Annotated in this window: 19 protein-coding genes; 11 read left to right on the plus strand and 8 right to left on the minus strand. The window is 68.3% G+C overall.

What is annotated here, in order from left to right:
* The first annotated feature begins 32 nt into the window (after positions 1-32).
* Entirely contained in the window at positions 33-1106 is a 1074-nt protein-coding gene (locus BUB20358_RS07535) for a purine-nucleoside phosphorylase (RefSeq protein ID WP_006766535.1), read from the plus strand.
* A 230-nt stretch (positions 1107-1336) separates the two neighbouring features.
* Here BUB20358_RS07535 and BUB20358_RS07540 read toward each other — a convergent pair whose 3' ends face one another.
* On the minus strand, positions 1337-1591 hold the full coding sequence (locus BUB20358_RS07540; protein WP_006766534.1) for a DUF4148 domain-containing protein: 255 nt from the start codon (positions 1589-1591) through the stop codon (positions 1337-1339).
* Positions 1592-2054: 463 nt separating this feature from the next.
* Complete coding sequence (gene ceoR / locus BUB20358_RS07545) at positions 2055-3059, minus strand: putative multidrug efflux transcriptional regulator CeoR (protein WP_035974629.1); 1005 nt, start codon at positions 3057-3059, stop codon at positions 2055-2057.
* A gap of 231 nt (positions 3060-3290) precedes the next feature.
* Here ceoR and BUB20358_RS07550 point away from each other — a divergent pair, with 231 nt between their 5' ends.
* From BUB20358_RS07550 to opcM, 4 genes are read left to right on the plus strand one after another with little or no spacing between them, the layout of a single operon-like run.
* Entirely contained in the window at positions 3291-4151 is an 861-nt protein-coding gene (locus tag BUB20358_RS07550; RefSeq protein ID WP_035974626.1) for an alpha/beta hydrolase, read from the plus strand.
* A 31-nt stretch (positions 4152-4182) separates the two neighbouring features.
* Complete coding sequence (ceoA, locus tag BUB20358_RS07555) at positions 4183-5400, plus strand: multidrug efflux RND transporter periplasmic adaptor subunit CeoA (RefSeq protein WP_006766531.1); 1218 nt, start codon at positions 4183-4185, stop codon at positions 5398-5400.
* Between the two features lie 45 nt (positions 5401-5445).
* Positions 5446-8631 carry a multidrug efflux RND transporter permease subunit CeoB gene (ceoB, locus tag BUB20358_RS07560; RefSeq protein WP_035974624.1) on the plus strand — a complete coding sequence of 1062 codons (3186 nt, stop codon included), beginning with the start codon at positions 5446-5448 and terminating at the stop codon, positions 8629-8631.
* A 10-nt stretch (positions 8632-8641) separates the two neighbouring features.
* Positions 8642-10177, plus strand: a complete 1536-nt coding sequence (gene opcM, locus BUB20358_RS07565) for a multidrug efflux transporter outer membrane subunit OpcM (RefSeq protein ID WP_035975380.1) — start codon at positions 8642-8644, stop codon at positions 10175-10177.
* Between the two features lie 497 nt (positions 10178-10674).
* Here the strand turns inward: opcM and BUB20358_RS07570 are convergent, their stop codons facing one another.
* The 5 genes from BUB20358_RS07570 to BUB20358_RS07590 form a co-directional block, all read right to left on the minus strand.
* Positions 10675-11526, minus strand: coding sequence for an alpha/beta fold hydrolase (locus tag BUB20358_RS07570; RefSeq protein ID WP_006766529.1), 852 nt, complete (start codon positions 11524-11526; stop codon positions 10675-10677).
* A 285-nt stretch (positions 11527-11811) separates the two neighbouring features.
* Positions 11812-12141 carry a DUF3579 domain-containing protein gene (locus BUB20358_RS07575; RefSeq protein WP_035974622.1) on the minus strand — a complete coding sequence of 110 codons (330 nt, stop codon included), beginning with the start codon at positions 12139-12141 and terminating at the stop codon, positions 11812-11814.
* Between the two features lie 23 nt (positions 12142-12164).
* Positions 12165-13526, minus strand: coding sequence for a sigma-54-dependent transcriptional regulator (locus BUB20358_RS07580; RefSeq protein ID WP_006766527.1), 1362 nt, complete (start codon positions 13524-13526; stop codon positions 12165-12167).
* The gene (locus BUB20358_RS07585; RefSeq protein WP_006766526.1) at positions 13516-15399 is read right to left on the minus strand and encodes a sensor histidine kinase; all 1884 of its coding nucleotides are present in this window, start codon (positions 15397-15399) and stop codon (positions 13516-13518) included. Before BUB20358_RS07585 ends, BUB20358_RS07580 begins: the two co-directional genes overlap by 11 nt.
* A 119-nt stretch (positions 15400-15518) precedes the next feature.
* Entirely contained in the window at positions 15519-16883 is a 1365-nt protein-coding gene (locus BUB20358_RS07590; RefSeq protein ID WP_035974614.1) for a 2-hydroxycarboxylate transporter family protein, read from the minus strand.
* Positions 16884-17291: 408 nt separating this feature from the next.
* Between BUB20358_RS07590 and BUB20358_RS07595 the strand changes: the two genes are divergently transcribed.
* Genes BUB20358_RS07595 through BUB20358_RS07620 form a run of 6 tightly spaced genes read left to right on the plus strand, consistent with a single transcriptional unit; the run spans position 17292 to position 23565 of the window.
* The gene (locus BUB20358_RS07595) at positions 17292-18155 is read left to right on the plus strand and encodes a MetQ/NlpA family ABC transporter substrate-binding protein (RefSeq protein ID WP_035974610.1); all 864 of its coding nucleotides are present in this window, start codon (positions 17292-17294) and stop codon (positions 18153-18155) included.
* An 11-nt stretch (positions 18156-18166) separates the two neighbouring features.
* Positions 18167-19585: an LLM class flavin-dependent oxidoreductase gene (locus BUB20358_RS07600; protein WP_045552289.1), complete on the plus strand. Its 1419-nt coding sequence runs from the start codon at positions 18167-18169 to the stop codon at positions 19583-19585.
* A 19-nt stretch (positions 19586-19604) separates the two neighbouring features.
* Positions 19605-20795 carry a methionine ABC transporter ATP-binding protein gene (locus tag BUB20358_RS07605; RefSeq protein ID WP_006766522.1) on the plus strand — a complete coding sequence of 397 codons (1191 nt, stop codon included), beginning with the start codon at positions 19605-19607 and terminating at the stop codon, positions 20793-20795.
* On the plus strand, positions 20788-21444 hold the full coding sequence (locus BUB20358_RS07610; RefSeq protein ID WP_035974608.1) for a methionine ABC transporter permease: 657 nt from the start codon (positions 20788-20790) through the stop codon (positions 21442-21444). The genes BUB20358_RS07605 and BUB20358_RS07610 overlap by 8 nt, the downstream gene beginning before the upstream one ends.
* A 55-nt stretch (positions 21445-21499) precedes the next feature.
* Positions 21500-22357, plus strand: coding sequence for a hypothetical protein (locus BUB20358_RS07615; protein ID WP_006766520.1), 858 nt, complete (start codon positions 21500-21502; stop codon positions 22355-22357).
* Positions 22354-23565, plus strand: a complete 1212-nt coding sequence (locus BUB20358_RS07620) for an acyl-CoA dehydrogenase family protein (RefSeq protein ID WP_006766519.1) — start codon at positions 22354-22356, stop codon at positions 23563-23565. Before BUB20358_RS07615 ends, BUB20358_RS07620 begins: the two co-directional genes overlap by 4 nt.
* A 122-nt stretch (positions 23566-23687) precedes the next feature.
* Here the strand turns inward: BUB20358_RS07620 and BUB20358_RS07625 are convergent, their stop codons facing one another.
* Positions 23688-24533: a helix-turn-helix domain-containing protein gene (locus tag BUB20358_RS07625; protein WP_035975378.1), complete on the minus strand. Its 846-nt coding sequence runs from the start codon at positions 24531-24533 to the stop codon at positions 23688-23690.
* Between the last annotated feature and the right edge of the window lie 43 nt (positions 24534-24576).

Raw genomic sequence — 24576 nt, forward strand, 5'->3', positions numbered from 1 at the left:
CTCACTCAACGTCACCGAAACAAGGAACGCCGATGCTGACTCGCTCCATTCTTTCCGCCGCCGCATTTTCGCTCGCTGCCTGCGCGACCGCGCCGTCGATCGCGCAGGACAACCCGGGCAATGCGGCGAGCGCGTTCGCCGACGCCGGCGCGCATGGCCGCCCCGTCAAGGTCATGATCATCACGATGTTCGGGCCCGAAGGCCAGGCGTGGCTCGATCGTCTCGGTCCGTGGCGCGACATCGCCGTGCCCGGCCTGTCGCCCGACTATCCGGCGGTTCACTGCAACAAGCAGGACGTGTGCGTGATCACGACCGGCATGGGCTATGCGAACGCGGCCGCGTCGATCATGGCGCTGACGTTCTCGCAGCGCTTCGATCTGCGCCGCACGTACTTCCTGATTTCCGGCATCGCCGGCGTCGATCCGGCGCAGGGCACGGTCGGCTCCGCCGCGTGGGCGAAGTATCTCGTCGATTTCAGCCTGCAGTGGGAACTCGACGCGCGCGAAATTCCGGCCGGCTGGAACACCGGCTATCTCGGCATCAATACGAAGAGCCCGAACGACAAGCCGCCGCTCGACTATCGCACCGAAGTGTTCCAGCTGAATCCGCAGCTCGCGGACACCGCGTATGCGCTGTCGCGCAACGTCGTGCTCGCGGACAGCGCGCAGGCGCAGGCCGCACGCGCGAAGTTCTCGTACGCGCCGGCGAACCGGCCGCCGACGGTGATCCGCTGCGACACGTCGTCGGGCAACACGTGGTTCTCGGGCACGCTGCTCGGCGAGCGCGCGCGTCAATGGACGAAGATCCTGACCGACGGCAAGGGCACGTACTGCATGACCGCGCAGGAAGACAATTCGACGTTCGAAGCGCTCAAGCGCGCGGCGAGCGTGAAGCGCGTGGATCTGTCGCGTGTCGCGGTGCTGCGCACCGGTTCCGATTTCGACCGGCCGTACGAAGGGCAGACGAGCGCCGACAACCTGCTGAACTATGCGGACCAGGGCGGCTTCGCGCCGGCGACGGAAAACCTGTATCGCGCGGGCAATCCGCTCGTGCAGGACATCGTCACGCACTGGAGCGAATGGCGCGATGGCGTGCCGCGCCGATGATGGCCGGACGACGGTTCGACGACGTCCGGCCGCGCGGCGACGCGACGATCAGCGCGATTGCGGCGCGGAACGGAACGGCGTCCAGACCGGCGTCGTGTTGTCCCAGTGATCGAGCGGCGAAGGAAGTTGATCGTTCATCGTATGCTCCTGCAACTGACTGACTAATCGGATTTTCGACGAGTGGTTTGCGACGCCGCGCACGGGGCGACCCGCTGCGCGGCGTCGTGCGTTTACCGGCCCGCGCCTGCGAGCTGGTTGCCTTCGGGCGTCGGCCGATACGGCGCTTGCGCGAGCTCGAGCCCTTGCGGGTACGACGTGGCTTTGCGCAGATACGCGAGCGTGCCGTCGCGGCGCGCCTGTTCGACTTCGGCGCGTACTTCGGCGCGCGTGCGCGGACCGTTGTGCGACGTGCCCGAATCGGCGAAGGCGGGCGCGGAGATCGCGAGTGCGACCGCGAAGGCGGAAAGAAGATGGTGGCGGTTCATGGCGTAACTCCTGTCTTGGCGGAGCGCGCTTGCGCGTGGGCTCCGGTTCCCTCGTCGGGAAAGGTTCGATGCGCAACGACGTGCGCGACAGGGTTAACTCTAGGTATCTGTGCGGCCGCGATAAATGCGTGCGACGCGAATTGAATTGTCGTCACGGAGGAACAATCGCGCTCCGTATCGTCGACAGGGTTATTCGAAAAATCGCGCGAACCCGCGTCGGGCGGTGCGTTTACCGATCTGCTCGCGCACGCGCAACGGCTAACGCGCGATTGCCGCAAGCGGCGCAACGGTGTCGTGCGAATCGGCGAAAGATCGACGTGCATCCCACGCGGCGACGGCGCGAAGGCGGGCAACCAGGAAGGAAGGCGGGAAGGCGGGAAGGCAGAAAGGCGCACGAACGGCAAGTCCGTGCGCCGCAGTTCACGCGGCCGGTTTCGCACGGCCGGCCGCGCGTTTCATCCGGTCACGCGACCCACTCGTTGATGACCGGCGTGTCGAGCGCCGGCGCCCGCTCGGCTTCCTCGAACGTGCGCTTGCTGCACGTCGCGTCGAGGCTGCCCTTGCCGCTCAGCAGCGGACAGCGATCGAACACCTCGGCGATCCAGTCGACGAACACGCGTACCTTCGGCGACAGATGGCGGCTGTGCGGATACACGACCGAAATCGGCAGCGGCAGCGGCTTGAAGCCGGGCAGCACTTCCTTGAGGCGGCCGTCGCGCAGATGCGGCAGCACCATGAACAGCGGCGGCTGGATCAGCCCGAAGCCTTCGAGCCCGCAAGTCACGTACGCATCGGCGTCGTTCACCGACACGATGCCGTTCATCTTCACCTCGACTTCCTTGCCGTCGATCAGGAACGCCCAGTCGATCGTGCGGCCGGTGCGGCTCGAAAAATAATTGACGGCCTTGTGCTGGCTCAGATCCTCGATCGTCTGCGGCTCGCCGTACTTCTCCAGATAGGCGGGCGCGGCGACCGACACGCCTTCGAACAGGCCCACGCGGCGTGCGACGAGCGACGAGTCCTGCAACGCGCCGACGCGGATCACGCAGTCGACGCCCTCCTGCAGCAGATCGACCGGACGATCGGACAGCCCGAGCTGCAGGTCGATGTCCGGATAGCGCGTGTGGAATTCGCACAGCGAAGGGATCACGAGCAGCCGCCCGATCGATCCCGGCATGTCGATACGCAACTTTCCGTGCGGCTTCCGATTGTTGTTCTGGAAGCTCGCTTCGGTTTCCTCGACGTCCGCGAGGATGCGCACGCACCGTTCGTAGTACGCGGCGCCGTCGGGCGTCAGCGACAGCCGCCGCGTGGTCCGGTGCATCAGCCGCACGCCGAGGAACGCCTCGAGATTCTGGATGATCGTCGTGACGGACGCCCGCGGCAGGCCGAGCGTTTCCGCTGCCTTGGTGAAGCTGCTTGTATCGACGACGCGAGTAAACACCTGCATGGCCTGAAGCCGGTCCATCACAACCTCCGCAATCTTGGAGTCCGCCTGCATACGGGCGCGGGCGCGTGCCAGCGCTGCATATGCGAGCCGACTTATGAGCCCCCGAACAAAGAGGCTGCGCCTGCCGGATGAGCAGACGCAGCCTGGATTGTTCGGGGGCGTTGAATTGTGTTGCCGGATTATAGGCATTTATCCGGATGTCTGCCGGACCCAGAATTCGCTCCATCTCGAAATGGATGCTGCATCGTCATGGACGCTTCCGAATTCAGCAAATTCCTGAAAGCCGCATTGCCCGCCGAAGCCAGAGCCGGCGCGGCGCTGACGGTCACGGAGCTGGAAATTCCCGGCTACGCGCAGGACATCGCGCTGCGCCTGTATCGCCGCGCGGACAAAACCGGGTTGCCGGTAGTGCTTTACTTCCACGGCGGCGGCTTCGTGCGCGGCACGCTCGACGACGCCGACTTCGCCGCGCGCTTTTTAGCAGAACGCTTACCGGCTCTCGTAGTGTCGGTCGATTATTCGCTCGCGCCGGCCTTTCCGTTCCCGGCTGCGCCCGAGGACGCGTATCGCGCGGCGGTCTGGGCCGCGACGCGCGCACGCGCATTCGGCGGCAATCCGAAGAAGATCGGCGTCGCGGGCCACGACGCGGGCGGCCAGCTCGCGAACTGTCTCGCGTTCATCGCGCGCGATCGCGGCGAAGTGCCGATCGCCGCGCAGGCGCTGTTCGGGCCGATGCTCGATCCGAGCATGACGCGCATCGGCGACGCCGAGCGCCTCGCATCCGACATCACCGCGCGCGAATGCGCGGCGTGCTATCGCGCGTATCTGCCGCAGGCCGCGCAGCGCATGCATCCGTACGCGGCGCCGCTCGAATCCGCGCGGCTCGCGGGCCTGCCGCCGACGCTCGTCGTCACCGCGCAGAACGACGTGCTGCACGTCGAAGCGGAGAAATACGCGGGCTGCCTGATCTCGTCGGGCGTGCTCACGCAGGTGATCCGCTATCCGGACGTCACGCACGCCGCGCTCGCGACGCACGAAGCCGCGTTCGAGGAAGCCGTGCGCTTCTTCCAGTGCCGCTTCCAGGCGCGCCAGGCGAACCGTTCCGAATAACCAAACCAATCCACGTTTACCGGAGATCTACATGGCCATCCTACGCACCTCCCGCTCCCGAATCGCGACCGCCGCGATCGTGACGCTCGCCGTCGTCGGTCTCGGCACGTTCGGCGCAATGCGCGTCAGCGCGAACGCGCCGGACAAAGCGGCAGCGCCGCTGACCGAAGTCGACGTCGCGACCGTCGTGCCGCAGACCGTGACCGACTGGCAAACCTATTCGGGCCGCCTCGAAGCGGTCGAGAAGGTCGACGTGCGCCCGCAGGTGTCGGGCACGATCGTCGCCGTGAACTTCAAGGACGGCGCGCTCGTGAAGAAGGGCGACGTGCTGTTCGTGATCGATCCGCGTCCATACCAGGCCGAAGTCGATCGCGCGGCCGCGCAGCTCGCCGCCGCGCAGGCCCGCAACGGCTACGCGCAGTCGGACTGGCAGCGCGCGCAGCGGCTGATCGGCGACAACGCGATCGCGAAGCGCGACTACGACGAGAAGCAGAACGCCGCGCGCGAAGCATCGGCGAACCTGAAGGCCGCCGAAGCCGCGCTCGAAACCGCGCGCATCAACCTCGGCTATACGCGGATCACCGCGCCCGTGTCGGGCCGCGTGTCGCGTGCGGAGATCACGCTCGGCAACGTCGTGTCGGCCGGCGCGTCCGCGCCGCCGCTGACGACGCTCGTGTCGGTGTCGCCGATCTACGCGTCGTTCGACGCGGACGAGCAGACGTACCTGCAATACATCAACGGCGCGCGCAACGGCCGCAACGTGCCGGTCGAGCTCGGCCTCGCGAACGAGACCGGCTACTCGCGCAGCGGCGTGATCGATTCGGTCGACAACCGGCTCGATACGTCGTCCGGCACGATCCGCGTGCGCGCGCGCTTCGACAACGCGGACGGCACGCTCGTGCCCGGTCTGTACGCACGCGTGAAGGTCGGCGGCAGCGCGCCGCACCAGGCGCTGCTCGTCGACGACGCGGCGATCAACACCGACCAGGACAAGAAGTTCGTGTTCGTCGTCGATCAGCAGGGCCGCGTGTCGTACCGCGAAGTGCAGCCCGGGATGCAGCACGGCAACCGGCGCGTGATCGTCAGCGGCCTCGCGGCCGGCGACCGCGTGATCGTGAACGGCACGCAGCGCGTGCGGCCGGGCGAGCAGGTGAAGCCGCACATGGTGCCGATGACGGGCGGCGACGATCCGGCCGCGCCGCTCGCGAGCACCGCGAAGCCGGCCGCACCGGCGAAGGCGGATTCGTAAGCGGCGCGCCGCTTCGGATCCGCGTTCAACCAGACAGAGCCACACATGAACATATCCAAATTCTTTATCGACCGGCCGATCTTCGCAGGGGTGCTGTCGGTGATCATCCTGCTGGGCGGGGTGATCGCGATGTTCCTGCTGCCGATTTCGGAGTATCCGGAAGTCGTGCCGCCTTCGGTGATCGTGAAGGCGCAGTATCCGGGCGCGAACCCGAAGGTGATCGCCGAGACGGTCGCGTCGCCGCTCGAAGAGCAGATCAACGGCGTCGAGGACATGCTGTACATGCAGTCGCAGGCGAACAGCGACGGCAACATGACGATCACCGTCACGTTCAAGCTCGGCACCGATCCGGACAAGGCCACGCAGCTCGTGCAGAACCGCGTGAACCAGGCGCTGCCGCGCCTGCCGGAAGACGTGCAGCGGCTCGGCATCACGACGGTGAAGAGCTCGCCGACGCTGACGATGGTGGTCCACCTGATCTCGCCGGACAACCGCTACGACATGACGTACCTGCGCAACTACGCGCTGATCAACGTGAAGGATCGCCTGTCGCGGATCCAGGGCGTCGGTCAGGTGCAGCTGTGGGGTTCGGGCGACTACGCGATGCGCGTGTGGCTCGATCCGCAGAAGGTCGCGCAGCGCGGGCTCGCGGCCGAGGACGTCGTGCAGGCGATCCGCGAGCAGAACGTGCAGGTCGCGGCCGGCGTGATCGGCGCGTCGCCGTCGCTGCCCGGCACGCCGCTGCAGCTGTCGGTGAACGCGCGCGGCCGTCTGCAGACCGAGGAAGAGTTCGGCGACATCGTCGTGAAGACGACGCCGGACGGCGGCGTCACGCACCTGCGCGACATCGCGCGCATCGAGCTCGACGCGTCGGAGTACGGGCTGCGCTCGCTGCTCGACAACAAGCCGGCCGTCGCGATGGCGATCAACCAGTCGCCGGGCGCGAACTCGCTGCAGATCTCCGACGAAGTGCGCAAGACGATGGCCGAGCTGAAGCAGGACATGCCGGCCGGCGTCGACTACAAGATCGTCTACGACCCGACGCAGTTCGTGCGTTCGTCGATCAAGGCGGTCGTGCATACGCTGCTCGAGGCGATCGCGCTCGTCGTGATCGTCGTGATCGTGTTCCTGCAGACGTGGCGCGCGTCGATCATTCCGCTGATCGCGGTGCCGGTGTCGATCATCGGTACGTTCTCGCTGCTGCTCGCGTTCGGCTATTCGATCAACGCGCTGTCGCTGTTCGGGATGGTGCTCGCGATCGGTATCGTGGTCGACGACGCGATCGTGGTCGTCGAGAACGTCGAGCGCAACATCGAGAACGGGATGACCGCGCGGCAGGCGACGTACAAGGCGATGCAGGAAGTGAGCGGGCCGATCATCGCGATCGCGCTGACGCTCGTCGCCGTGTTCGTGCCGCTCGCGTTCATGTCGGGCCTGACCGGCCAGTTCTACAAGCAGTTCGCGATGACGATCGCGATCTCGACGGTGATCTCGGCGTTCAACTCGCTGACGCTGTCGCCGGCGCTGTCCGCGATCCTGCTGAAGGGCCACGGCGACAAGGAAGACTGGCTCACGCGCGTGATGAACCGCGTGCTCGGCGGCTTCTTCCGGCGCTTCAACAAGGTGTTCCATCGCGGCGCGGAGAACTACGGCCGCGGCGTGCGCGGCGTGCTGTCGCGCAAGGCCGTGATGCTCGGCGTGTATCTGGTGCTGGTCGGCGCGACGGTGCTCGTGTCGAAGATCGTGCCGGGCGGCTTCGTGCCCGCGCAGGACAAGGAATACCTGATCGCGTTCGCGCAGCTGCCGAACGGCGCGTCGCTGGACCGCACCGAGAAGGTGATCCGCGACATGGGTTCGATCGCGCTGAAGCAGCCGGGCGTCGAGAGCGCGGTCGCGTTCCCGGGCCTGTCGGTGAACGGCTTCACGAACAGCTCGAGCGCGGGCATCGTGTTCGTCACGCTGAAGCCGTTCTCGGAGCGGCACGGCAAGGCGCTGTCGGCCGGCGCGATCGCCGGCGCGCTGAACCAGCAGTACGCGCGCATCAAGGACTCGTTCGTCGCGGTGTTCCCGCCGCCGCCGGTGCTCGGCCTCGGTACGCTCGGCGGGTTCAAGATGCAGATCGAGGATCGCGGCGCGGTCGGCTACGCGAAGCTGTCGGATGCGACCAACGAGTTCATCAAGCGCGCGCAGCAGGCGCCGGAACTCGGTCCGCTGTTCACGAGCTACCAGATCAACGTGCCGCAGCTGAACGTCGATCTCGACCGTGTGAAGGCGAAGCAGCTCGGCGTGTCGGTCACCGACGTGTTCAACACGATGCAGGTGTATCTCGGCTCGCTGTACGTGAACGACTTCAACCGCTTCGGACGCGTGTACCAGGTGCGCGTGCAGGCCGATGCGCCGTTCCGTCAGCGCGCGGACGACATCCTGCAGCTGAAGACGCGCAACGCCGCCGGCGAGATGGTGCCGCTGTCGTCGCTCGTCACGGTGACGCCGACGTTCGGCCCTGAAATGGTCGTGCGCTACAACGGCTACACGGCGGCCGATATCAACGGCGGGCCGGCGCCCGGTTTCTCGTCGGGGCAGGCGCAGGCCGCGATCGAGCGCATCGCGCACGAGACGCTGCCGCGCGGCGTGCGGTTCGAGTGGACCGACCTCACGTATCAGCAGATCCTCGCGGGCAACGCGGCGATCTGGGTGTTCCCGATCAGCGTGCTGCTCGTGTTCCTCGTGCTCGCCGCGCTGTACGAGAGCCTGACGCTGCCGCTCGCGGTGATCCTGATCGTGCCGATGAGCATTCTGTCGGCGCTCACCGGCGTGTGGCTCACGCAGGGCGACAACAACATCTTCACGCAGATCGGCCTGATGGTGCTGGTGGGGCTGTCGGCGAAGAACGCGATCCTGATCGTCGAATTCGCACGCGAACTCGAACACGACGGCAAGTCGCCGCTCGAGGCCGCGATCGAGGCGAGCCGGCTGCGTCTGCGCCCGATCCTGATGACGTCGATCGCGTTCATCATGGGCGTCGTGCCGCTCGTCACGTCGACCGGCGCGGGTTCGGAGATGCGCCATGCGATGGGCGTCGCGGTGTTCTTCGGGATGCTCGGCGTGACGCTGTTCGGGCTGATGCTCACGCCGGTGTTCTACGTCGTGCTGCGCACGCTCGCGGGCGGCAAGATCCACGTGGCCGGCAAGGATTCGGCCGGTTACGGCGTGCCGGCCGCCGATGCTTGAGGACAACAAGATGGACAACATGCACAACACAAACGGCCTGATGCGCTTCGCGAAGGTGGCGGCCGCGAGCACCCTGCTCGCGACGCTGCTCGCCGCGTGCGCGGTCGGCCCCGACTACAAGCGTCCGGACGCGCCGACGCCGGCCGCGTTCAAGGAAGCGCCGACGCTCGCGCCGGGCGAGCAGGCCGGCACGTGGAAAACGGCCGAGCCGGCGGACGATGCGCATCGCGGCGAATGGTGGAAGGTGTTCGGCGATCCGGTGCTCGACTCGCTCGAAGAGCAGGCGCTCGCCGCGAACCAGAACCTGAAGGCGGCGGCCGCGCGCGTCGAGGAAGCGCGTGCGGCGACCCGCACCGCGCGCTCGCAATGGTTCCCGCAGGTCGGCGTGGGCTTCGGGCCGACGCGCGAAGGGCTGTCGTCGGCGTCGCAGTTCCAGCCGCAGGGCACGGGCCCGACGAACGCGACGCTGTGGCGCGCGCAGGGCACGGTGTCGTACGAGGCCGACCTGTTCGGCCGCGTGAGCCGCAACGTCGAGGCGTCGCGCGCGGACCAGGCGCAGAGCGAAGCGCTGTTCCGTTCGGTGCAGCTCGCGCTGCAGGCGGACGTCGCGCAGAACTACTTCGAGCTGCGTCAGCTCGATGCGGATCAGGATCTGTATCGCCGAACGGTCGAGCTGCGCGAGCAGGCACTGAAGCTCGTGCAGCGCCGCTTCAACGAAGGCGACATCAGCGAGCTGGACGTGTCGCGCGCGAAGAACGAACTGGCGAGCGCGCAGGCCGATGCGGTCGGCGTCGCGCGCCGGCGCGCGGCGTCCGAGCATGCGCTCGCGATCCTGCTCGGCAAGGCGCCGGCCGAGTTCGCGTTCAAGGAAACGCCGATCGTGCCGGTCACGGTGAAGATTCCGCCGGGCCTGCCGTCCGCGCTGCTCGAGCGCCGGCCCGACGTGTCGGCGGCCGAGCGTGCGATGGCGGCCGCGAACGCGCGGATCGGGCTCGCGAAGTCCGCGTACTTCCCGAAGCTCGACATCACCGGCTCGTTCGGCTATGAGGCATCGACGCTCGGCAATCTGTTCCTGTGGTCGAGCCGCACGTTCCTGCTCGGACCGTTCGCGGGCACCGCGCTGACGCTGCCGCTGTTCGACGGCGGACGACGCGCGGCCGGCGTGCAGCAGGCGCGCGCGCAGTACGACGAGCAGGTCGCGAACTACCGGCAGCAGGTGCTCGTCGCGTTCCGCGAAGTCGAGGACAACCTCGCGAACCTGCGGCTGCTCGACGATCAGATCCGTGCGCAGAATGCGGCGGTCAACGCGTCGCGCCGTGCGGCGACGCTGTCGCGTACGCAGTATCAGGAAGGCGAAGTCGCGTATCTCGACGTGATCGACAGCGAACGGTCGGTGCTGCAGTCGCAGTTGCAGGCGAACCAGCTGACCGGTGCGCAGGCGGTGGCGACGGTGAACCTGATCCGTGCGCTTGGCGGCGGATGGGGCGATACGCCGACCGCAGTCGGCGGCGCGGCATCGGGCAAGGAGAACGTCGCCGCGCGTTGAGCGCATGTCGCGGGCCGCATGTGCTCGCGTAGCGGTACGACGAACCCCGGCATGCAGGCGATAGCCTGCGTGACCGGGGTTTTTGTTATGTGGTGCGTGCCGTCGTCGACGGATCGGGGGCTGCCGCAATCGAGCGGCAATCGAGCGGCAATCGAGCGGCAATCGAGCGGCAATCGAGCGGCAATCGAGCGGCAATCGAGCGGCAATCGAGCCGTCGCAACTAACGGTCGAGTCCGTGCCGCGCTGGGCTGCGGTGCGTGGCGGCGATACGCCGCCCGCACCGGACATTGAACGTATCGAACGTCGCGTTGAGTGTCCGGCGGCAAGCGGACGCAGCGGTTCGTCGAGCGGATTCGTCGAATGACGTTTTGCTTGCAGAACGCGCCGATGTGCACGCAACGGCAACCGTTGCGTGTGACCAGCACGCATGCCGACGGATCGCGTCGGCAACCGAACGGCGGAAAAGTGGGAAAGGGCGGCGACCGCCGCCCGGATCATCAAGCCGCGACGAACTCGTGCACGTAGCGGTTGAACACCGCAGGACTCGCCGCGTTCATCCCGTGCGACGCGCCGGTCACCGTGTGCCGTTGCGCATCGCGAATCCACTGCGACAGCGTGTCGACGTTGTTGCGGAACATTTTCGGGCTGCGCTGACCGTCGATCAGCAGCGTCGGGCACGCGATATCGGCGGCCGTGTGCCGCGAATACGCGGGCAGCGGATCGCGCAGCTGCTTCGACAGCGTGCTCGCGTTGTCGATCGCCATCGTGCGGAAGCGCGACGTGCTCTTTTTCCATGCGCCGGGCAGGCTGACCGAATCGACGAACATCTCGAGTCCGGCTTCGACGTCACCTTGCGCGATCAGGTTCACCGCGTTCGTGCGCAGCGCGAGCGCGGCGGGCGGCAACGCGGCTTCGCGCGCGCCTTCCTGCTGCAGCGGGCCGCCCGGATCGGCGAGCGTCAGCGTGCGGACGAGATGCGGATGCTGGCGCGCGACGTTGAACGCGATGCTGCCGCCGCGCGAATGGCCGACGAGATGCACGGCGCCGAGATCGAGCGCATCGATGAATTCGGCGAGCTCGTCGACATGGTTCTGCCAGCTGAACTCGTTCTGGATGCCCGCTTCGACGGCCGGCCAGTAATGGCTGAGGCTCGGCGCGATGCAGCGGTAGTGCGCGGACAGCGCCGCGAGCTGCGGATCCCAGTAACGGTAGTCGCACAGCGAACCGTGAACGAACACCATCGGCGCGCCGCTGCCCCGCTCGACATACGGCAGGCTGATGCCCGACGAAAGCGTCGCAAATTGCAGATCGGGGTTCGCGAGCACGGACGGCTCGATTCGCATGTTCATGACTGGAAACTCGATGGGTGCGTCATCACGTCGCAACTATGCCTGACCGCGAGCTGCAAGCAAAACGCATAATTTTCATCGCGACGATCAATTTTATTGATGGGCCGACCGCAAATGCCCGTCGCGTCGACAGCGGCCGGCCGGTTGCATCAATCGTCTGATGATTGGTTCGGGCGGGAAAGATGCGTGCGAGCGCCGGCGACAATCGGGTTGCCGTTGCCGTTGCCGTTGCCGCTGCATTGCGCAGCACGTGCGCTTCGACTGCAGCGAAACGCGGCTTGGGAATCAGCGCACCGCGAGCACCGGCGCGCTTCGGCGTTCGACCGCGAGATCGTTGTCGGCGGCGAACTGCATCGCGAAGTCGAACGCATCCGCGCATACGTCGCGCAGTTCGTCCGACACGAACAGGCATTTGACGCCGCCGTCGACGACCGGCATCGCGAGCCGCGACAGCGCGCACGGATAGCCGGGCCGCCGCTCGCCGACGAACAGCGCGATCACGCCCGCGAGGCGCTCGGGCCAGTCGCTCGGGCGGAAGGTCTTGTGCGCGCGCGTGACGCCGCGGATCAGGCGGCCGTCGACGCGGCCGCGTTCGGTGAGTTCGATGCGATCCATCGGTCGGTGTGTGCTTTGTCGGATCATTCGCCGCCGTCGGCGGCCGCATCGCCGCGCGCGGGAATCCGCAGGTTGCGCAGCTTGTGATAGAGCGTTTTCTTCGGCATCCCGAGCGCGATGCTTGCGTCCGCAACATTCCCGTTGTGCCGCCGCAGCATGTCCTCGATCAGCATCCGCTCGAAGTACGCGAGCTGTTCGGCAAGCGTGCCGCCCGCCGCGCTCGCGCCGCCGGCCGACAGCAGGCTGTCGCCGGTCAGGCCGAGCACGAAGCGGTCGGCGACGTTCTGCAGTTCGCGCACGTTGCCCGGCCACGCGTGCGTCATCAGCTCCGACGCCTGCGCGGCCGACACGACCGGCGCCGGCTGCCCGAAGCGTCGCGCGGCGGCGAGCACGAAATGCTCGAACAGCAGCGGCACGTCCTCGCGCCGCTCGCGCAGCGGCGGCAATTCGATCTGCGCGACGTTCAGCCGGTACAGCAGGTCCGCGCGGAAGCGCCCGTCGGCCGCGAGTTCGGCGAGATCGGCCTTCGATGCGGCGATCACGCGGCAGTCGACCGGAATCAGCTCGTTCGCGCCGAGCCGCTCGACCACGCGTTCCTGCAGCACGCGCAGCATCTTGATCTGCAGCGGAATCGGCATCGTCTCGATCTCGTCGAGGAACAGCGTGCCGCCGTGCGCCCATTCGATCTTGCCGATCCGCTTCTTGATCGCGCCGGTGAATGCGCCGGCCTCGTGACCGAACAGCTCGCTCTCGAAGATCTGCTCGGGCAGCCCGCCGCAGTTCAGCGCGACGAAATGCGCGTCGCGCCGGCTGCCGAAGTCGTGCAGGCTGCGCGCGATCAGTTCCTTGCCGGTGCCCGTCTCGCCGGTGATCAGCACGGACACCGACGTGTCGGCAAGCCGCAGGATCTTCTTGCGCACGTCGGCGATCGCCGGCGACTTGCCGAGCACGAGCGCCTCGATGCCTTGCCAGTTGTGCAGCGCGGCCCGCAGGCCCTGCACCTCGAGCGTGAGCCGGCGCTTCTCGACCGCGCGCGCGACGCGGCCGGCGATCAGGTCGGACGAGAACGGCTTCTCGATGAAGTCGTACGCGCCGACCTGCATCGCGCCGACGGCCGTCGAAATGTCCGCGTGGCCGCTGATCAGCACGACCGGAATCTGCGCATCGACGGCCATCACGCGCTCGAGCAGCTGCAGCCCGTCGATGCCCGGCATCCGCACGTCCGACACGATCACGACCGGCGCGCCGGGCGCGACCTGCGCGAGCGCGTCGGCGGCCGACGCGAACGCGCTCACCGGAAAACCGGCGAGCGCGACGGCCTGCTCGACGCCGATCCGGACGTTCTCGTCGTCCTCGACGACCAGCACGCGAATCTCATCTTCCATGCTCTGTCCTTTGCGGCGTAGCCGCCGCGAATTCGATACTGAACTGGGCGCCGCCCTCGTCGCGATTCGTCGCGGCGATCTTCGCGCCGAACGCGCCGACGATGCGCGACGTGATCGCGAGCCCGAGCCCGAGGCCCTGGCCGCGCGGCTTCGTCGTGACGAACGGCTCGAACAGGTGCGGCAGCACGTCGGGCGCGATGCCCGCGCCGCTGTCGGCGATCGCGAAGCGCACGCGGCCGGATGCATCGGGCGCGTCGGCTTCGATGACGATGCGGCGCACCGGCGCATCGTGCACCGCGTCGAGCGCGTTGCCGAGCAGGTTCACGATCACCTGCTGAAGCTGGCTCGATTCGGCGGACACCATCGTGCCGGGCGGAATGCGCACGTCGAGCTGCACGCCTTCGTCGCGGATCCGCGCATCGTAGATCAGCCGCGCATGCGCGACGGCTTCGTTCAGCGACACGGCCACGCGTTCGACGTCGGGCTTGCGCGCGAACGTCTTCAGCTCGCCGGTGAGCACCGCCATGCCGTCGACGAGCTTGCCGATCCGCTCGAGATTCGCGTACGCCTGTGCGGGCTGGTTGCGCTCGAAGAACGTGCGCGCGTTGTCGCACAGCGTGCGGATCGCGACGAGCGGCTGGTTCAGCTCGTGCGTGAGGCCGGCGGCCATCTGGCCGAGCACCGCGAGCTTGCCCGCATGCACGACTTCCTGCTGCGAATCGCGCAGCCGCTGCTCGGTGCGTTCGCGCTCGGCGATTTCACGCTGCATCCGCTCGTTCGCTTCGGTCAGCGCGGCCGTGCGCTGCGCGACGGTCAGCTCGAGCCGGTCGTTCGCGCGGCGCAGCGCATCCTGCGCGCTCAGCCGTGCGGCGATCGCGCGCCGCCGCTGGATCGCGTAGCCGGCGAGCAGCGCGGCGATCAGGAACGCGCCGGTGACGAACACGAACGCCGTTTGCTGCTGGCGCCGCGCGCCGGCGGTGTCGAGCAGCACCATCAGCGAATCGCCGGCCTGCGGCGCCGGACGCGACATCACCAGATAGCGCGTGCTGCGGCCCGCGCGGCGCGGATCGGGAAACGCGCCGAACCACGCGGCCGCGCTGCGATCCGCGATGCGGCGGTACTGCAGCGCGTCGACGGTGCGGCCTGCGTATTGCCGCGACGCCTGGATGTCGCGCTGCTGCTTCGCGGTGATCGGCCGCAGCGCGGTGAACTTCCATGCGGGCTCGGTCGAGATCACGATCACGCCGTTGCCGTCGACGACCATCGCGGCCACGCCCGGCGCGCGCCACGCGGACTCGAGCGGATTGACGCTGATCTTCACCGCGGCCGCGCCGATCGGCACGCCGCCGTCGCGCACCGCGCTCGCGAAGTACACGCCCGGCACGCCCGTATTGGTGCCGATCCCGAAGAAGCGGCCGCTGCCGCGCGCGAGCGCGTCCTTGAAATACGGCCGGTACGACACGTTCGTGCCGACGAAGCTGATCGTGTCGTTCCAGTTGCTCGCCGCGATCACTTCGCCGTGCAGGTCGATCACGTCGACCGCGCCGCTGCCCGCGTCGCGGTTCACCGCTTCGAGGTACGTGTTCACCGTGTGCGCGAGCGCGGCGCGGTCCTGCGGCGCGGCCTTCAGCAGCGCGCGTACGCCGTCCTGCCGCGCGACGAGCGCCGGCAGGATCTCGAAGCGGCCGAGCTCGCTCTTCAGGCTCGACGCATACAGGTCGAGCCGGTGCGCGCCGGTTTCCTCGAGTCCGTCGATCGCGCGTTCCCACGCGAAGTCGACGGCCGCGCCCGCGACACCGACATACAGCACGGCGGCCGACGCCCAGCCCCACCACGGGATGCCCTTGAAGCTCTTCTGCACGTTCGCCCTCATCGAAGCCCGTTATCGGCGTGAACGGGCGCTGGCCGGCCGGAACGGCACGCGCCGCGCACCGGCAGGGCCGGCGGCGGCGCGTGCGAGGCGGCCGGCGCGACGACGCGCGCGGCGACGCGTCATCCGAAGTGCGCGATCAGGATCAGCGTCACCGTGACGACGATCGCGCCGCCGATGCGCGTCGCGATCTGCGCGAATGGCATCAGCTGCATCCGGTTCGCGGCGGTCAGGATCGCGACGTCGCCGGTGCCGCCTTGTCCGCTGTGGCAGGCGTTCACGATTGCGGTGTCGATAGGGTACATCTTCATCAGGCGGCCGACCACGAAACCGGTGCCCATCAGCGTCGCGACGGTCGCGACGATCGTCACGACGTTCACCAGCGTGAACGCGGCGGTCAGCTTGTCCCACGGCGTCATCGCGACGCCGATCGCGAACAGCAGCGGATACGTGACCGCGGTCGAGAAGAACTTGTACACGACGAACGCGCCTTCCTGCAGCGGCGGCGACACCGCGCGCGCGAGCTTCACGAGCACCGCGAGGAACAGCATCGCGACCGGCGCCGGCAGCCCGAACAGCTTGTGCGCCATCAGGCCGACGAGGTACAGCGTGATCGCGGTGATGCCGGCGCCCGCGATGTGCGTGACGTCGACGTGCCCGCGCAGCTCGTCGCTCTCCGGCGTCATGTCGCCGGCTTCGCCGACCTGCAGGCGGCCGTTGCCGGTGAGATGCGGCAGCCGCTTGCCGAGCATGTCGAGCGCACCCGACAGGATGATCGCGGTCAGGCTGCCGAGCATCACCGACGGCAGCACCATCGCGAACATCTCGCCCTGCGGCAGATGCAGCAGCTCCGAATAGCCGATCGACAGCGGAATCGCGCCTTCGCCGACGCCGCCCGCCATGATCGGCACGACGATGTACAGCAGCGTATGCCGCGCGCCGAGACCGAGCGCGGTGCCGACCGCCGTGCCGACGATCGCCGCGGCGATCGTGCCGACCGCGAGCGGCACGAAGATCTTCAGGAAGCCCTGGATCAGCACGCGGCGATCCATGCTGAGGATGCTACCGACGATGATCGACGCGATGAACAGATACAGGAAGTTCGTCGACTTCGTGAATTCGACGGTGAGGTTCAGCACCGGCTTCGGCAGCACGTGGTAGTACGTGAGCGCCGACGGCACGAACGTCGCGAAGATCGCGGCCGCGCCGATGTTGCGCAGGATCGGCAGACGCTTGCCGAGTTCCGCGCACGTGAAGCCGAAGAACGCGAGCACGGCGATCGCCATCGAGATTTCGCCGGGCACCTTGCCGGTGACCGCGAAGCCGACGATCAGACCGAGCAGGATCACGTAGACCGGCAGCGGGATGATGCCGATGCGGATCTCCATCAGCTTCCACCAGCCTGCGGGCCAGAAGCGTTCGCGCGTGGCGGGGCCGGCTTCGGCGAGCGGCTCCGGATGGGACGGGGTATGGATAGAGGTCTGCAAGACGTGTCTCCTGATGTTGGAATGCCGGCATCGCGCCGCGGCATCGTGTGCGCTCTATCAGGCAACCTCCGTGCCAGAATCCACCGTGCAAGCGCGCTCGTAGATCGTTGATTTGCAAAGGCTTTGTTTCGTCTGCCGAAAGCGCCGGCGGCGCGCGTTCCGGGATTTCGGAATTCGCGCCGCGCGGCAGGCCGAGATTTCGGCCTGCGGCCGCCGCGCGGACGATCGCGCGCCATATCGCCGCGCGCGATTTTCTTCGCACAATCGCTTCGTAGACCGCCTTCCCGCCGCTCTCTATCATCGGCTGATCCTTTTCCGATGCGACGCATGCCGTCCGGAGAACGCCCGTGCGTTCGCCGCGGCGGCGCTCATGCGTCGAATCCGTCTTTGCCCAGGAGAGTGGTTGCCATGCCGCATGCCGTTTTGACGTCCCGTTTCTCGTCCCGCGTGTCGTCCCGCCGCGTCGCGGCGTTCGTCCGCGTGCTGGCCGTCGCGCTCGCGGCGCTGCTGGTCGAGTTCGCGCTGCCGGGCAGCGCGCACGCGGACACCGCGCCGCTGAAGGTCGGCATCTCGACGAGCCCGCAGATCGAAGCGCTGAAGATCGCCGCGAAGGAGGCGAAGGCGCAGGGGCTCGACGTCAGGATCGTCGAGTTCACCGACTGGAACACGCCGAACGCGGCGCTCGCGAACAAGGACATCGACGTCAACTACTTTCAGCACATCCCGTTTCTCGAGAACGCGAAGAAGCAGGGCGGCTACGACTTCGTCGCGATCGCGCCCGGCACGATCATGAAGATCGGCCTCTATTCGAAGAAGGTGAAAAGCTTCAGCGAGCTGAAGGACGGCGCGAAGGTCGCGATCGCGAACGATCCGGTCAACGGCGGGCGCGGGCTGTTGCTGCTGCAGCGCGCGGGCCTGATCACGCTGAAGCCGGGCGTCGACTATCGCGCGACGACGCGCGACATCGTCGCGAACCCGAAGCATCTGAAGATCATCCCGCTCGAAGCGTCGCAGCTCGCGCGTTCGCTCGACGACGTCGATCTCGCGCAGGGCTACCCGAGCTTCATCAAGCTCGCCGGCACGGCGGACCCGAACAGTGCGCTGCTGTTCGACGGCACCGAGAACAAGAACTTCGCGATTCAGTGGGTCGTGCGGCCGGACAGCGTGAACGATCCGCGCATCCGCAAGTTCATCGCGATCTACCAGCATTCGCCGGCGGTACGCAAGGCGCTCGACAACGCGTTCGGCTCGCTGTACGCGATCGCATGGTGACGGAGGCCGACATGGCGAACGGCAAGAAGATCCTGCTCAATGCGTTCAACATGAACTGCGTCGGGCACATCAATCACGGCTTGTGGACGCATCCGCGCGACCGCTCCGCGCACTACACCGATCTCGACTACTGGACCGGCCTCGCGAAGACGCTCGAGCGCGGCAAGTTCGACGGGATCTTCCTCGCGGACATCGTCGGCGTGTACGACGTGTTCGGCGGCGGCCCCGAGCTCGCGCTGCGCGAATCGGTGCAGGTGCCCGTGAACGATCCGCTGCTGCTCGTGCCCGCGATGGCGCAGGTCACGCGGCATCTCGGCTTCGGCGTGACCGCGAACCTGACCTACGAGCCGCCGTATCTGTTCGCGCGGCGCATGTCGACGCTCGATCACCTGACGAAAGGGCGCATCGGCTGGAACGTCGTCACCGGCTATCTGGACAGCGCCGCGCGCGGGATGGGCCTCGCGCAGCAGATCGGTCACGACGACCGCTACGAACGCGCGGACGATTACATGGACGTCGTCTACAAGCTGTGGGAACAGAGCTGGGACGACGACGCGGTGATCCGCGACGCGCATGCGCGCGTGTTCGCGCGGCCGGACAAGGTGCGGCGCGTGACGCACGACGGGCCGTTCTATTCGGTCGACGCAATTCATCTGAGCGAGCCGTCGCCGCAGCGCACGCCGGTGCTGTACCAGGCTGGTTCGTCCGCGCGCGGCGTCGAGTTCGCGGGCCGCCATGCGGAATGCGTGTTCGTGAACGGACAGAGCAAGGCCGCCGCGCGCGCCGCGGCGCTCGACATCCGCGCGGCCGCCGCGCGGCAGGGCCGCGATCCGGCGTCGATCCGGATCTTCGCGGGCGTGAGCGTCGTGACGGCCGAGACCGAACGGCTCGCGCGCGAGAAGTTCGACGAATACCGGCGCTACGCGAGCCCGGAAGCCGGCCTCGCGCATTTCGCGAGCTCGACCGGCATCGACTTCGCGAAGTACGGACTCGACGAGCCGATCTCGTACGTGAAGACGGACTCGATCCAGTCGGCCGTCGACGCGATCTCGCGCAAGAGCACGACCGGCACGTGGACGGTGCGCCGGATGCTCGAACAGATGTCGCTCGGCGGGCGCTATGCGCCGATCGTCGGCTCGCCGTCGCAGGTCGCGGACGAACTGCAGGCGTGGATCGACGAGACGGGCATCGACGGCTTCAACGTCACGCGCACGGTGATGCCGGAGTCGTTCGAGGATTTCGTCGACTGGGTCGTGCCCGAGCTGCAGAACCGCGGCGTCTACAAGGAAGACTACGATCCCGCGCCGACGCTGCGCGAGAAGCTGTTCGGCGCGGGGCCGCGGCTGCCGGCCTGGCATACCGGCGCGCAGCATCGGCCGGGTGCGGCGCGCGACGCCGCGCATTCGGCCGCGCGCGCCGCGCATGCATGAACGTCACGGAGCGGGCGCGATGACGCAATTGTTCGATACGCTGGGTTTCATCGACGCATCGGCCGTGCGCGCGGGCGCCGCCGGTGCGCAATCCGCCGCACGCGACGCGGCCGGCACGCCATCGAGCGGCGACGTGGCGGTGTCGCTCGAACACGTCGGCAAGGTGTTCGCGACGCCGCGCGGGCACGCTGCCGCGCTGCGCGACGTGACGCTCGACGTGCGGCGCGGCGAGGTGTTCGGGATCATCGGCCGCAGCGGCGCCGGCAAGTCGACGCTGCTGCGGCTCGTGAACGGGCTCGAACGCGCGAGCTCGGGCCGCGTGCGCGTGCAGGGCGTCGACGTCGGCGCGCTCGACGAAGACGGTCTCGTCGCGCTGCGGCGCCGCACCGGGATGGTGTTTCAGCACTTCAACCTGCTGTCCGCGAAGACGGTGTTCGACAACGTCGCGCTGCCGCTGAAGATCGCCGGCGTGCCGAAGGCGGAGCGTGTGCGCAAGGTCGACGCGCTGCTCGAACTCGTCGGGCTCGCCGCGAAGCGCGATGCGTATCCGGCGAGCCTGTCCGGCGGACAGAAACAGCGCGTCGGCATCGCGCGTGCGCTCGTCCACGATCCGGAGGTGCTGCTGTGCGACGAAGCGACGTCGGCGCTCGACCCGGAAACCACGCAGTCGATCCTCGCGCTGCTCGCCGACATCAATCGCCGTCTCGGGCTCACGATCGTGCTGATCACGCACGAGATGGAAGTGATCCGCGCGGTATGCGACACGGTCGCGGTGATCGAGCAGGGCGAAGTCGTCGAAACGGGCGCTGTGTGGCGCGTGTTCGGCGACCCGCAGCACGGCGCGACGCGCGCGCTGCTCAGCACGCTCGTGCACGACCTGCCGGCCGAACTCGCCGCGCGCATGCGGCCGCTGCCCGAGCACGCCGCGCTGCCGGCCGGCGCGCAGATCGTGCTCGATCTCCGCTATACCGGCGAGAGCGGCGGCGAGCCGGACGTCGGCGCGCTTGCGGCGGCGCTCGGCGGCTCGGTGCGCTTCCTGCACGGCGGAATCGAGCGCATCCAGGGACATGCGCAGGGGCGGCTCGTGATCGCGGCCGCGCCGGCCGCGCGTGCGGACGATCGCGATGCGCATGCGCACGGCGCGGTCGCCGCGCTGCTCGAACGCGCGCGCCGTCATGCGAACCGTGCGGAGGTGCTCGGCTATGTTTGAACTCTGGTGGCCCGAACTGCTCGATGCGATCCGCGACACGCTGTCGATGGTCGCCGCGTCGGCCGCGATCGCCGCGTTGATCGGCATCCCGCTCGCGGTCGTGCTCGTGACGACCGCGCCCGGCGGCATCTACGAGCGGCGCGGGCTGAACGCCGTGCTCGGCGCGCTCGTCAACGTGTTCCGCTCGACGCCGTTCATCATCCTGCTCGTCGCGCTGCTGCCGTTCACGCGCATGCTGATCGGCACGACGATCGGCGTATGGGCGGCCGTCGTGCCGCTGTCGATCGCCGCGATTCCGTTCTTCGCGCGGATCGCCGAAGTGAGCCTGCGCGAAGTCGATCGCGGGCTGATCGAAGCCGCGCTCGCGATGGGCGCGAAGCGCCGCCACATCGTGTGGCACGTGCTGCTGCCCGAGGCGCTGCCCGGCATGCTCGGCGGCTTCACGATCACCGTCGTCGCGCTGATCGGCTCGACCGCGATGGCGGGCGCCGTCGGCGCGGGCGGACTCGGCGATCTCGCGATCCGCTACGGCTATCAGCGTTTCGATACCACCGTCATGGCGACCGTGATCGTGATCCTGATCGCGCTCGTCTCGGCCGTGCAAATCACGGGCGACCGCCTGGTCCGACGCGTGACCCGGCGTACCTGAGCGGCGCCACGAGCGCCTGCTCGCTCCATCCACGATCCTGAGAGACCGAACCATCATGACCCTGCCTGCCATCGCACCGCGCGAATGGAACGGACAATTCGAGGAAGCGCTGTTTCTGGACGTCGCGCGACGCCATCGTCCCGACTTCCCCGACAAGCTCGCCGCGCCGCCGCGCGAGCCGCAACGCGCGGACGAACTGGCCGCGGTTGCCGACTACTACACGAAGATGGCGTCGCACGACCTGTTCATCGTGCAGGTCGTCGCGAAGGCGATCGACACGCTGTTTCGCGACGATCCGCATTTCCAGCTGATCCTGTCGCGGCAGCTCGGCGACGACGGTGCGCATGCATCGATCGGCCGCGAGCGCGTGGCCGAGCTGACCGGGCGCGACCCGCTGCCCGAAGTCGAGCGGCTCGTCGCCGCGCACTGGGCGCGCATCGGCGACATCGCGGTGCGCGACGTCGCGGGCTTTCTCGCGTTCGAATGGCATTACGAGCTGCACATCCTCGCGAAGCTGTGGATCCAGCGCAAGACGGGCCGCATCGCGGACGGCGCGATGCGCGAGCATGGCGAGAACCGAATTCGCCCGGACGAGGAATGGCATCGCGTGCAGATCGTCCGATGGTGGTTCGAGCGGCTCGCGACGCTGCCGGATGCCGAGCGCGACGCGTTGATCGACCGCGTGATCGCAGCCGACGACGAAACGCAGGCGCGGCTCGACGGCTATCTGCACGACGAGTACGCGCACACCGCGCACGTGTTCGGGGCCGACGTCGCCGACTACCGTGCGATCTACGACGACTGGCGGCGCGAGATCCTGTCGCGGCTGACCGGCCGCGCGCTCGATGCGCTCGTGCCGCTGTCGGAGCGGGCCGGCGCGCACGACGCCGTTCGGCAGGAAGCGGTCGCATGAACGATCCGCGAGGACCGGCGACGCTCGCGGCGGACGTCGCCGCGAACGTTGTCGATGCAACGGCATTGGCTAGCGCGATCGACGCGCTGCGTGCGACCGCCGCCGCGCGCGATCGCGCGGGCGGGCACGCGGCGCACGACAAGCAGCGGCTCGCCGATGCGGGGCTGCTGACGCTCGCGGTGCCGCGCGCGTTCGGCGGACAGGAAGCCGCGTGGCCCGAAATCTACGACGTGATCCGGCGGATCGCGCGCGTCGACAGCGCGCTTGCGCATCTCGTCGGCTTTCAATGTCTGCAGGTGGTCAGCGTCGACGTGTGGGGCAGCGCGGCGCAGCGCGAACGCTATCTGCGCGGCACCGTCGAGCATCGCTGGTGGTGGGGCAATGCGGTGAATCCGCTCGACACGCGGCTCGTCGCGACCGCGACGCCGGACGGCGGCTACCGGCTCGACGGCGTGAAGGGATTCTGTTCGGGGACGCGCGGCTCGCAGCGGATGACGGTATCCGCGCACGATCCGGAAACCGGCCGCACGGTGTTCGGCGTGGTGCCGACCGAGCGCCGCGGGATTACGGTGAATGACGACTGGGATCCGATCGGCCAGCGCCAGACCGACAGCGGCAGCGTGCACTTCGATGCGGTAACGCTCGCGCCGGACGAGGTGCTGCACCGATCCGAAACGCCGCCGACACCGCGCGCGACGCTGCGCACGCTCGTGTCGCAGCTCGTGCTGACGAACCTGTTCGTCGGGCTTGCCGAGGGCGCGCTGACCGAAGCGCGCGACTACGTGCTGGCGCAAGGCCGGCCGTGGATCCATTCGAACGTTGCGCACGCAAGCGACGATCCGTATACGCTGCAGCGCTTCGGCGACATGCGCGTGCGGGCGGTCGCCGCCGCGTCGCTGGCCGATCGCGCGGCGGACGCGCTGCAACGCGCGTGGACGCAGCACGACGCGCTGACGGCCGATGCGCGCGCGGAAGCGGCGCTCGCGGTGTCGGAAGCGAAGATCGTCGCGCAGCGCGCGGCGCTCGACAACGGCGAAGCGCTGTTCGACGCATGCGGCGCGCGTGCGACGGCCGCATCGCTCGGCTTCGATCGGTTCTGGCGCAATGCGCGCACGCATACGCTGCATGATCCGCTCGACTATCGGCTGCGGGACGTCGGCCGGTTCGCGTTGACGGGCGCGTTGCCACAGGCGTCGCTGTATACGTGACGGTGCCGCTGCCGCGTTTCGGCACCCGGCGCACCGATCGCGCCCGCAGCTGCGAGGTTTGGAACCGTTCGCTGCAACATCCAGGATACGCGCGTGCGACGCCGTCGTGCCGCTCGCGCGGTTCAATGCGACGGCAGTGTGTCCGCCAGCTCGCGCATGGCTTCCACCGTCTGCGGATTCGCGGGAAAGAACGCCTCGATCGCGAGTTCCGACAGCGTGACGTCGACCGGCGTGCCGAACACCGTCGTCGTGCTGAAGAACGTCAGCTCGCCGGCTGCCGTGTGCAGCCGCAGCGGCACGGCGATGTCCGCGTAGTCGGTGCGCGCGTGCGCTTCGTCCGATTGACCGGCCGGTGCCGGATAGGCGGCGAGTTCGTCGCGCAGCGCATGCAGCGTACGGTCGCCGCTCGCATCGATCTGTCGTTGCAGCCGATGCAGAATGTGGGCGCGCCATTCGTGCCAGTTGACGATCTGCGGCGCGAGGCCGTTCGGATGCAGGCTCAACCGCAGCACGTTGACCGGCGGCGCCAGCAGCGACGGGTCGGCCTGGCCGACCAGCGCGCCGAGCATCCGGTTCGCGGCGAGCAGCGTCCAGTGGCGATCGACCGCAAGTGCCGGGTAGGGCTCGTGCCCGCGCAGTACCGCTTCGACCGCCTGACGCGCGGCATCGAGCTGCGGATCGGAGAACGGCCGCTCGCGAAAGAGCGGTGCATAGCCGGCCGCGACGAGCAGCGCGTTGCGTTCGCGCAGCGGCACGTCGAGCCGTTCCGCGAGATGCAGCACCATCTCGCGGCTCGGCTGTGCGCGGCCGGATTCGACGAAGCTCAGGTGGCGTGCCGACACGTCGGCTTCGAGCGCGAGCGCCATCTGGCTCAGCCGGCGGCGTTGGCGCCACGTGCGCAGCAGCGGGCCGATGCCGGACGCGCGGCCGGCGGACGGAGGGGGCGAGTGAAGGGCGGTCGAGTTCATGCGCAGATGATAGGCAATCGCGCGTCGGTCGGGGATTACCTGC

It is taken from the genome of Burkholderia dolosa (assembly GCF_902499135.1).
Taxonomy (GTDB): domain Bacteria; phylum Pseudomonadota; class Gammaproteobacteria; order Burkholderiales; family Burkholderiaceae; genus Burkholderia; species Burkholderia dolosa.

Coding starts and splice junctions, on each gene's coding strand:
- BUB20358_RS07595 (WP_035974610.1), top strand. CDS start 17,292: ATGCCGCATGCCGTTTTGACGTCCCGTTTCTCGTCCCGCGTGTCGTCC.
- ceoA (WP_006766531.1), top strand. CDS start 4,183: ATGGCCATCCTACGCACCTCCCGCTCCCGAATCGCGACCGCCGCGATC.
- BUB20358_RS07625 (WP_035975378.1), bottom strand. CDS start 24,533: ATGAACTCGACCGCCCTTCACTCGCCCCCTCCGTCCGCCGGCCGCGCG.
- BUB20358_RS07570 (WP_006766529.1), bottom strand. CDS start 11,526: ATGAACATGCGAATCGAGCCGTCCGTGCTCGCGAACCCCGATCTGCAA.
- ceoB (WP_035974624.1), top strand. CDS start 5,446: ATGAACATATCCAAATTCTTTATCGACCGGCCGATCTTCGCAGGGGTG.
- ceoR (WP_035974629.1), bottom strand. CDS start 3,059: ATGGACCGGCTTCAGGCCATGCAGGTGTTTACTCGCGTCGTCGATACA.
- BUB20358_RS07605 (WP_006766522.1), top strand. CDS start 19,605: ATGACGCAATTGTTCGATACGCTGGGTTTCATCGACGCATCGGCCGTG.
- BUB20358_RS07620 (WP_006766519.1), top strand. CDS start 22,354: ATGAACGATCCGCGAGGACCGGCGACGCTCGCGGCGGACGTCGCCGCG.
- BUB20358_RS07585 (WP_006766526.1), bottom strand. CDS start 15,399: ATGAGGGCGAACGTGCAGAAGAGCTTCAAGGGCATCCCGTGGTGGGGC.
- BUB20358_RS07600 (WP_045552289.1), top strand. CDS start 18,167: ATGGCGAACGGCAAGAAGATCCTGCTCAATGCGTTCAACATGAACTGC.
- opcM (WP_035975380.1), top strand. CDS start 8,642: ATGGACAACATGCACAACACAAACGGCCTGATGCGCTTCGCGAAGGTG.
- BUB20358_RS07610 (WP_035974608.1), top strand. CDS start 20,788: ATGTTTGAACTCTGGTGGCCCGAACTGCTCGATGCGATCCGCGACACG.
- BUB20358_RS07580 (WP_006766527.1), bottom strand. CDS start 13,526: ATGGAAGATGAGATTCGCGTGCTGGTCGTCGAGGACGACGAGAACGTC.
- BUB20358_RS07540 (WP_006766534.1), bottom strand. CDS start 1,591: ATGAACCGCCACCATCTTCTTTCCGCCTTCGCGGTCGCACTCGCGATC.
- BUB20358_RS07615 (WP_006766520.1), top strand. CDS start 21,500: ATGACCCTGCCTGCCATCGCACCGCGCGAATGGAACGGACAATTCGAG.
- BUB20358_RS07535 (WP_006766535.1), top strand. CDS start 33: ATGCTGACTCGCTCCATTCTTTCCGCCGCCGCATTTTCGCTCGCTGCC.
- BUB20358_RS07550 (WP_035974626.1), top strand. CDS start 3,291: ATGGACGCTTCCGAATTCAGCAAATTCCTGAAAGCCGCATTGCCCGCC.
- BUB20358_RS07575 (WP_035974622.1), bottom strand. CDS start 12,141: ATGGATCGCATCGAACTCACCGAACGCGGCCGCGTCGACGGCCGCCTG.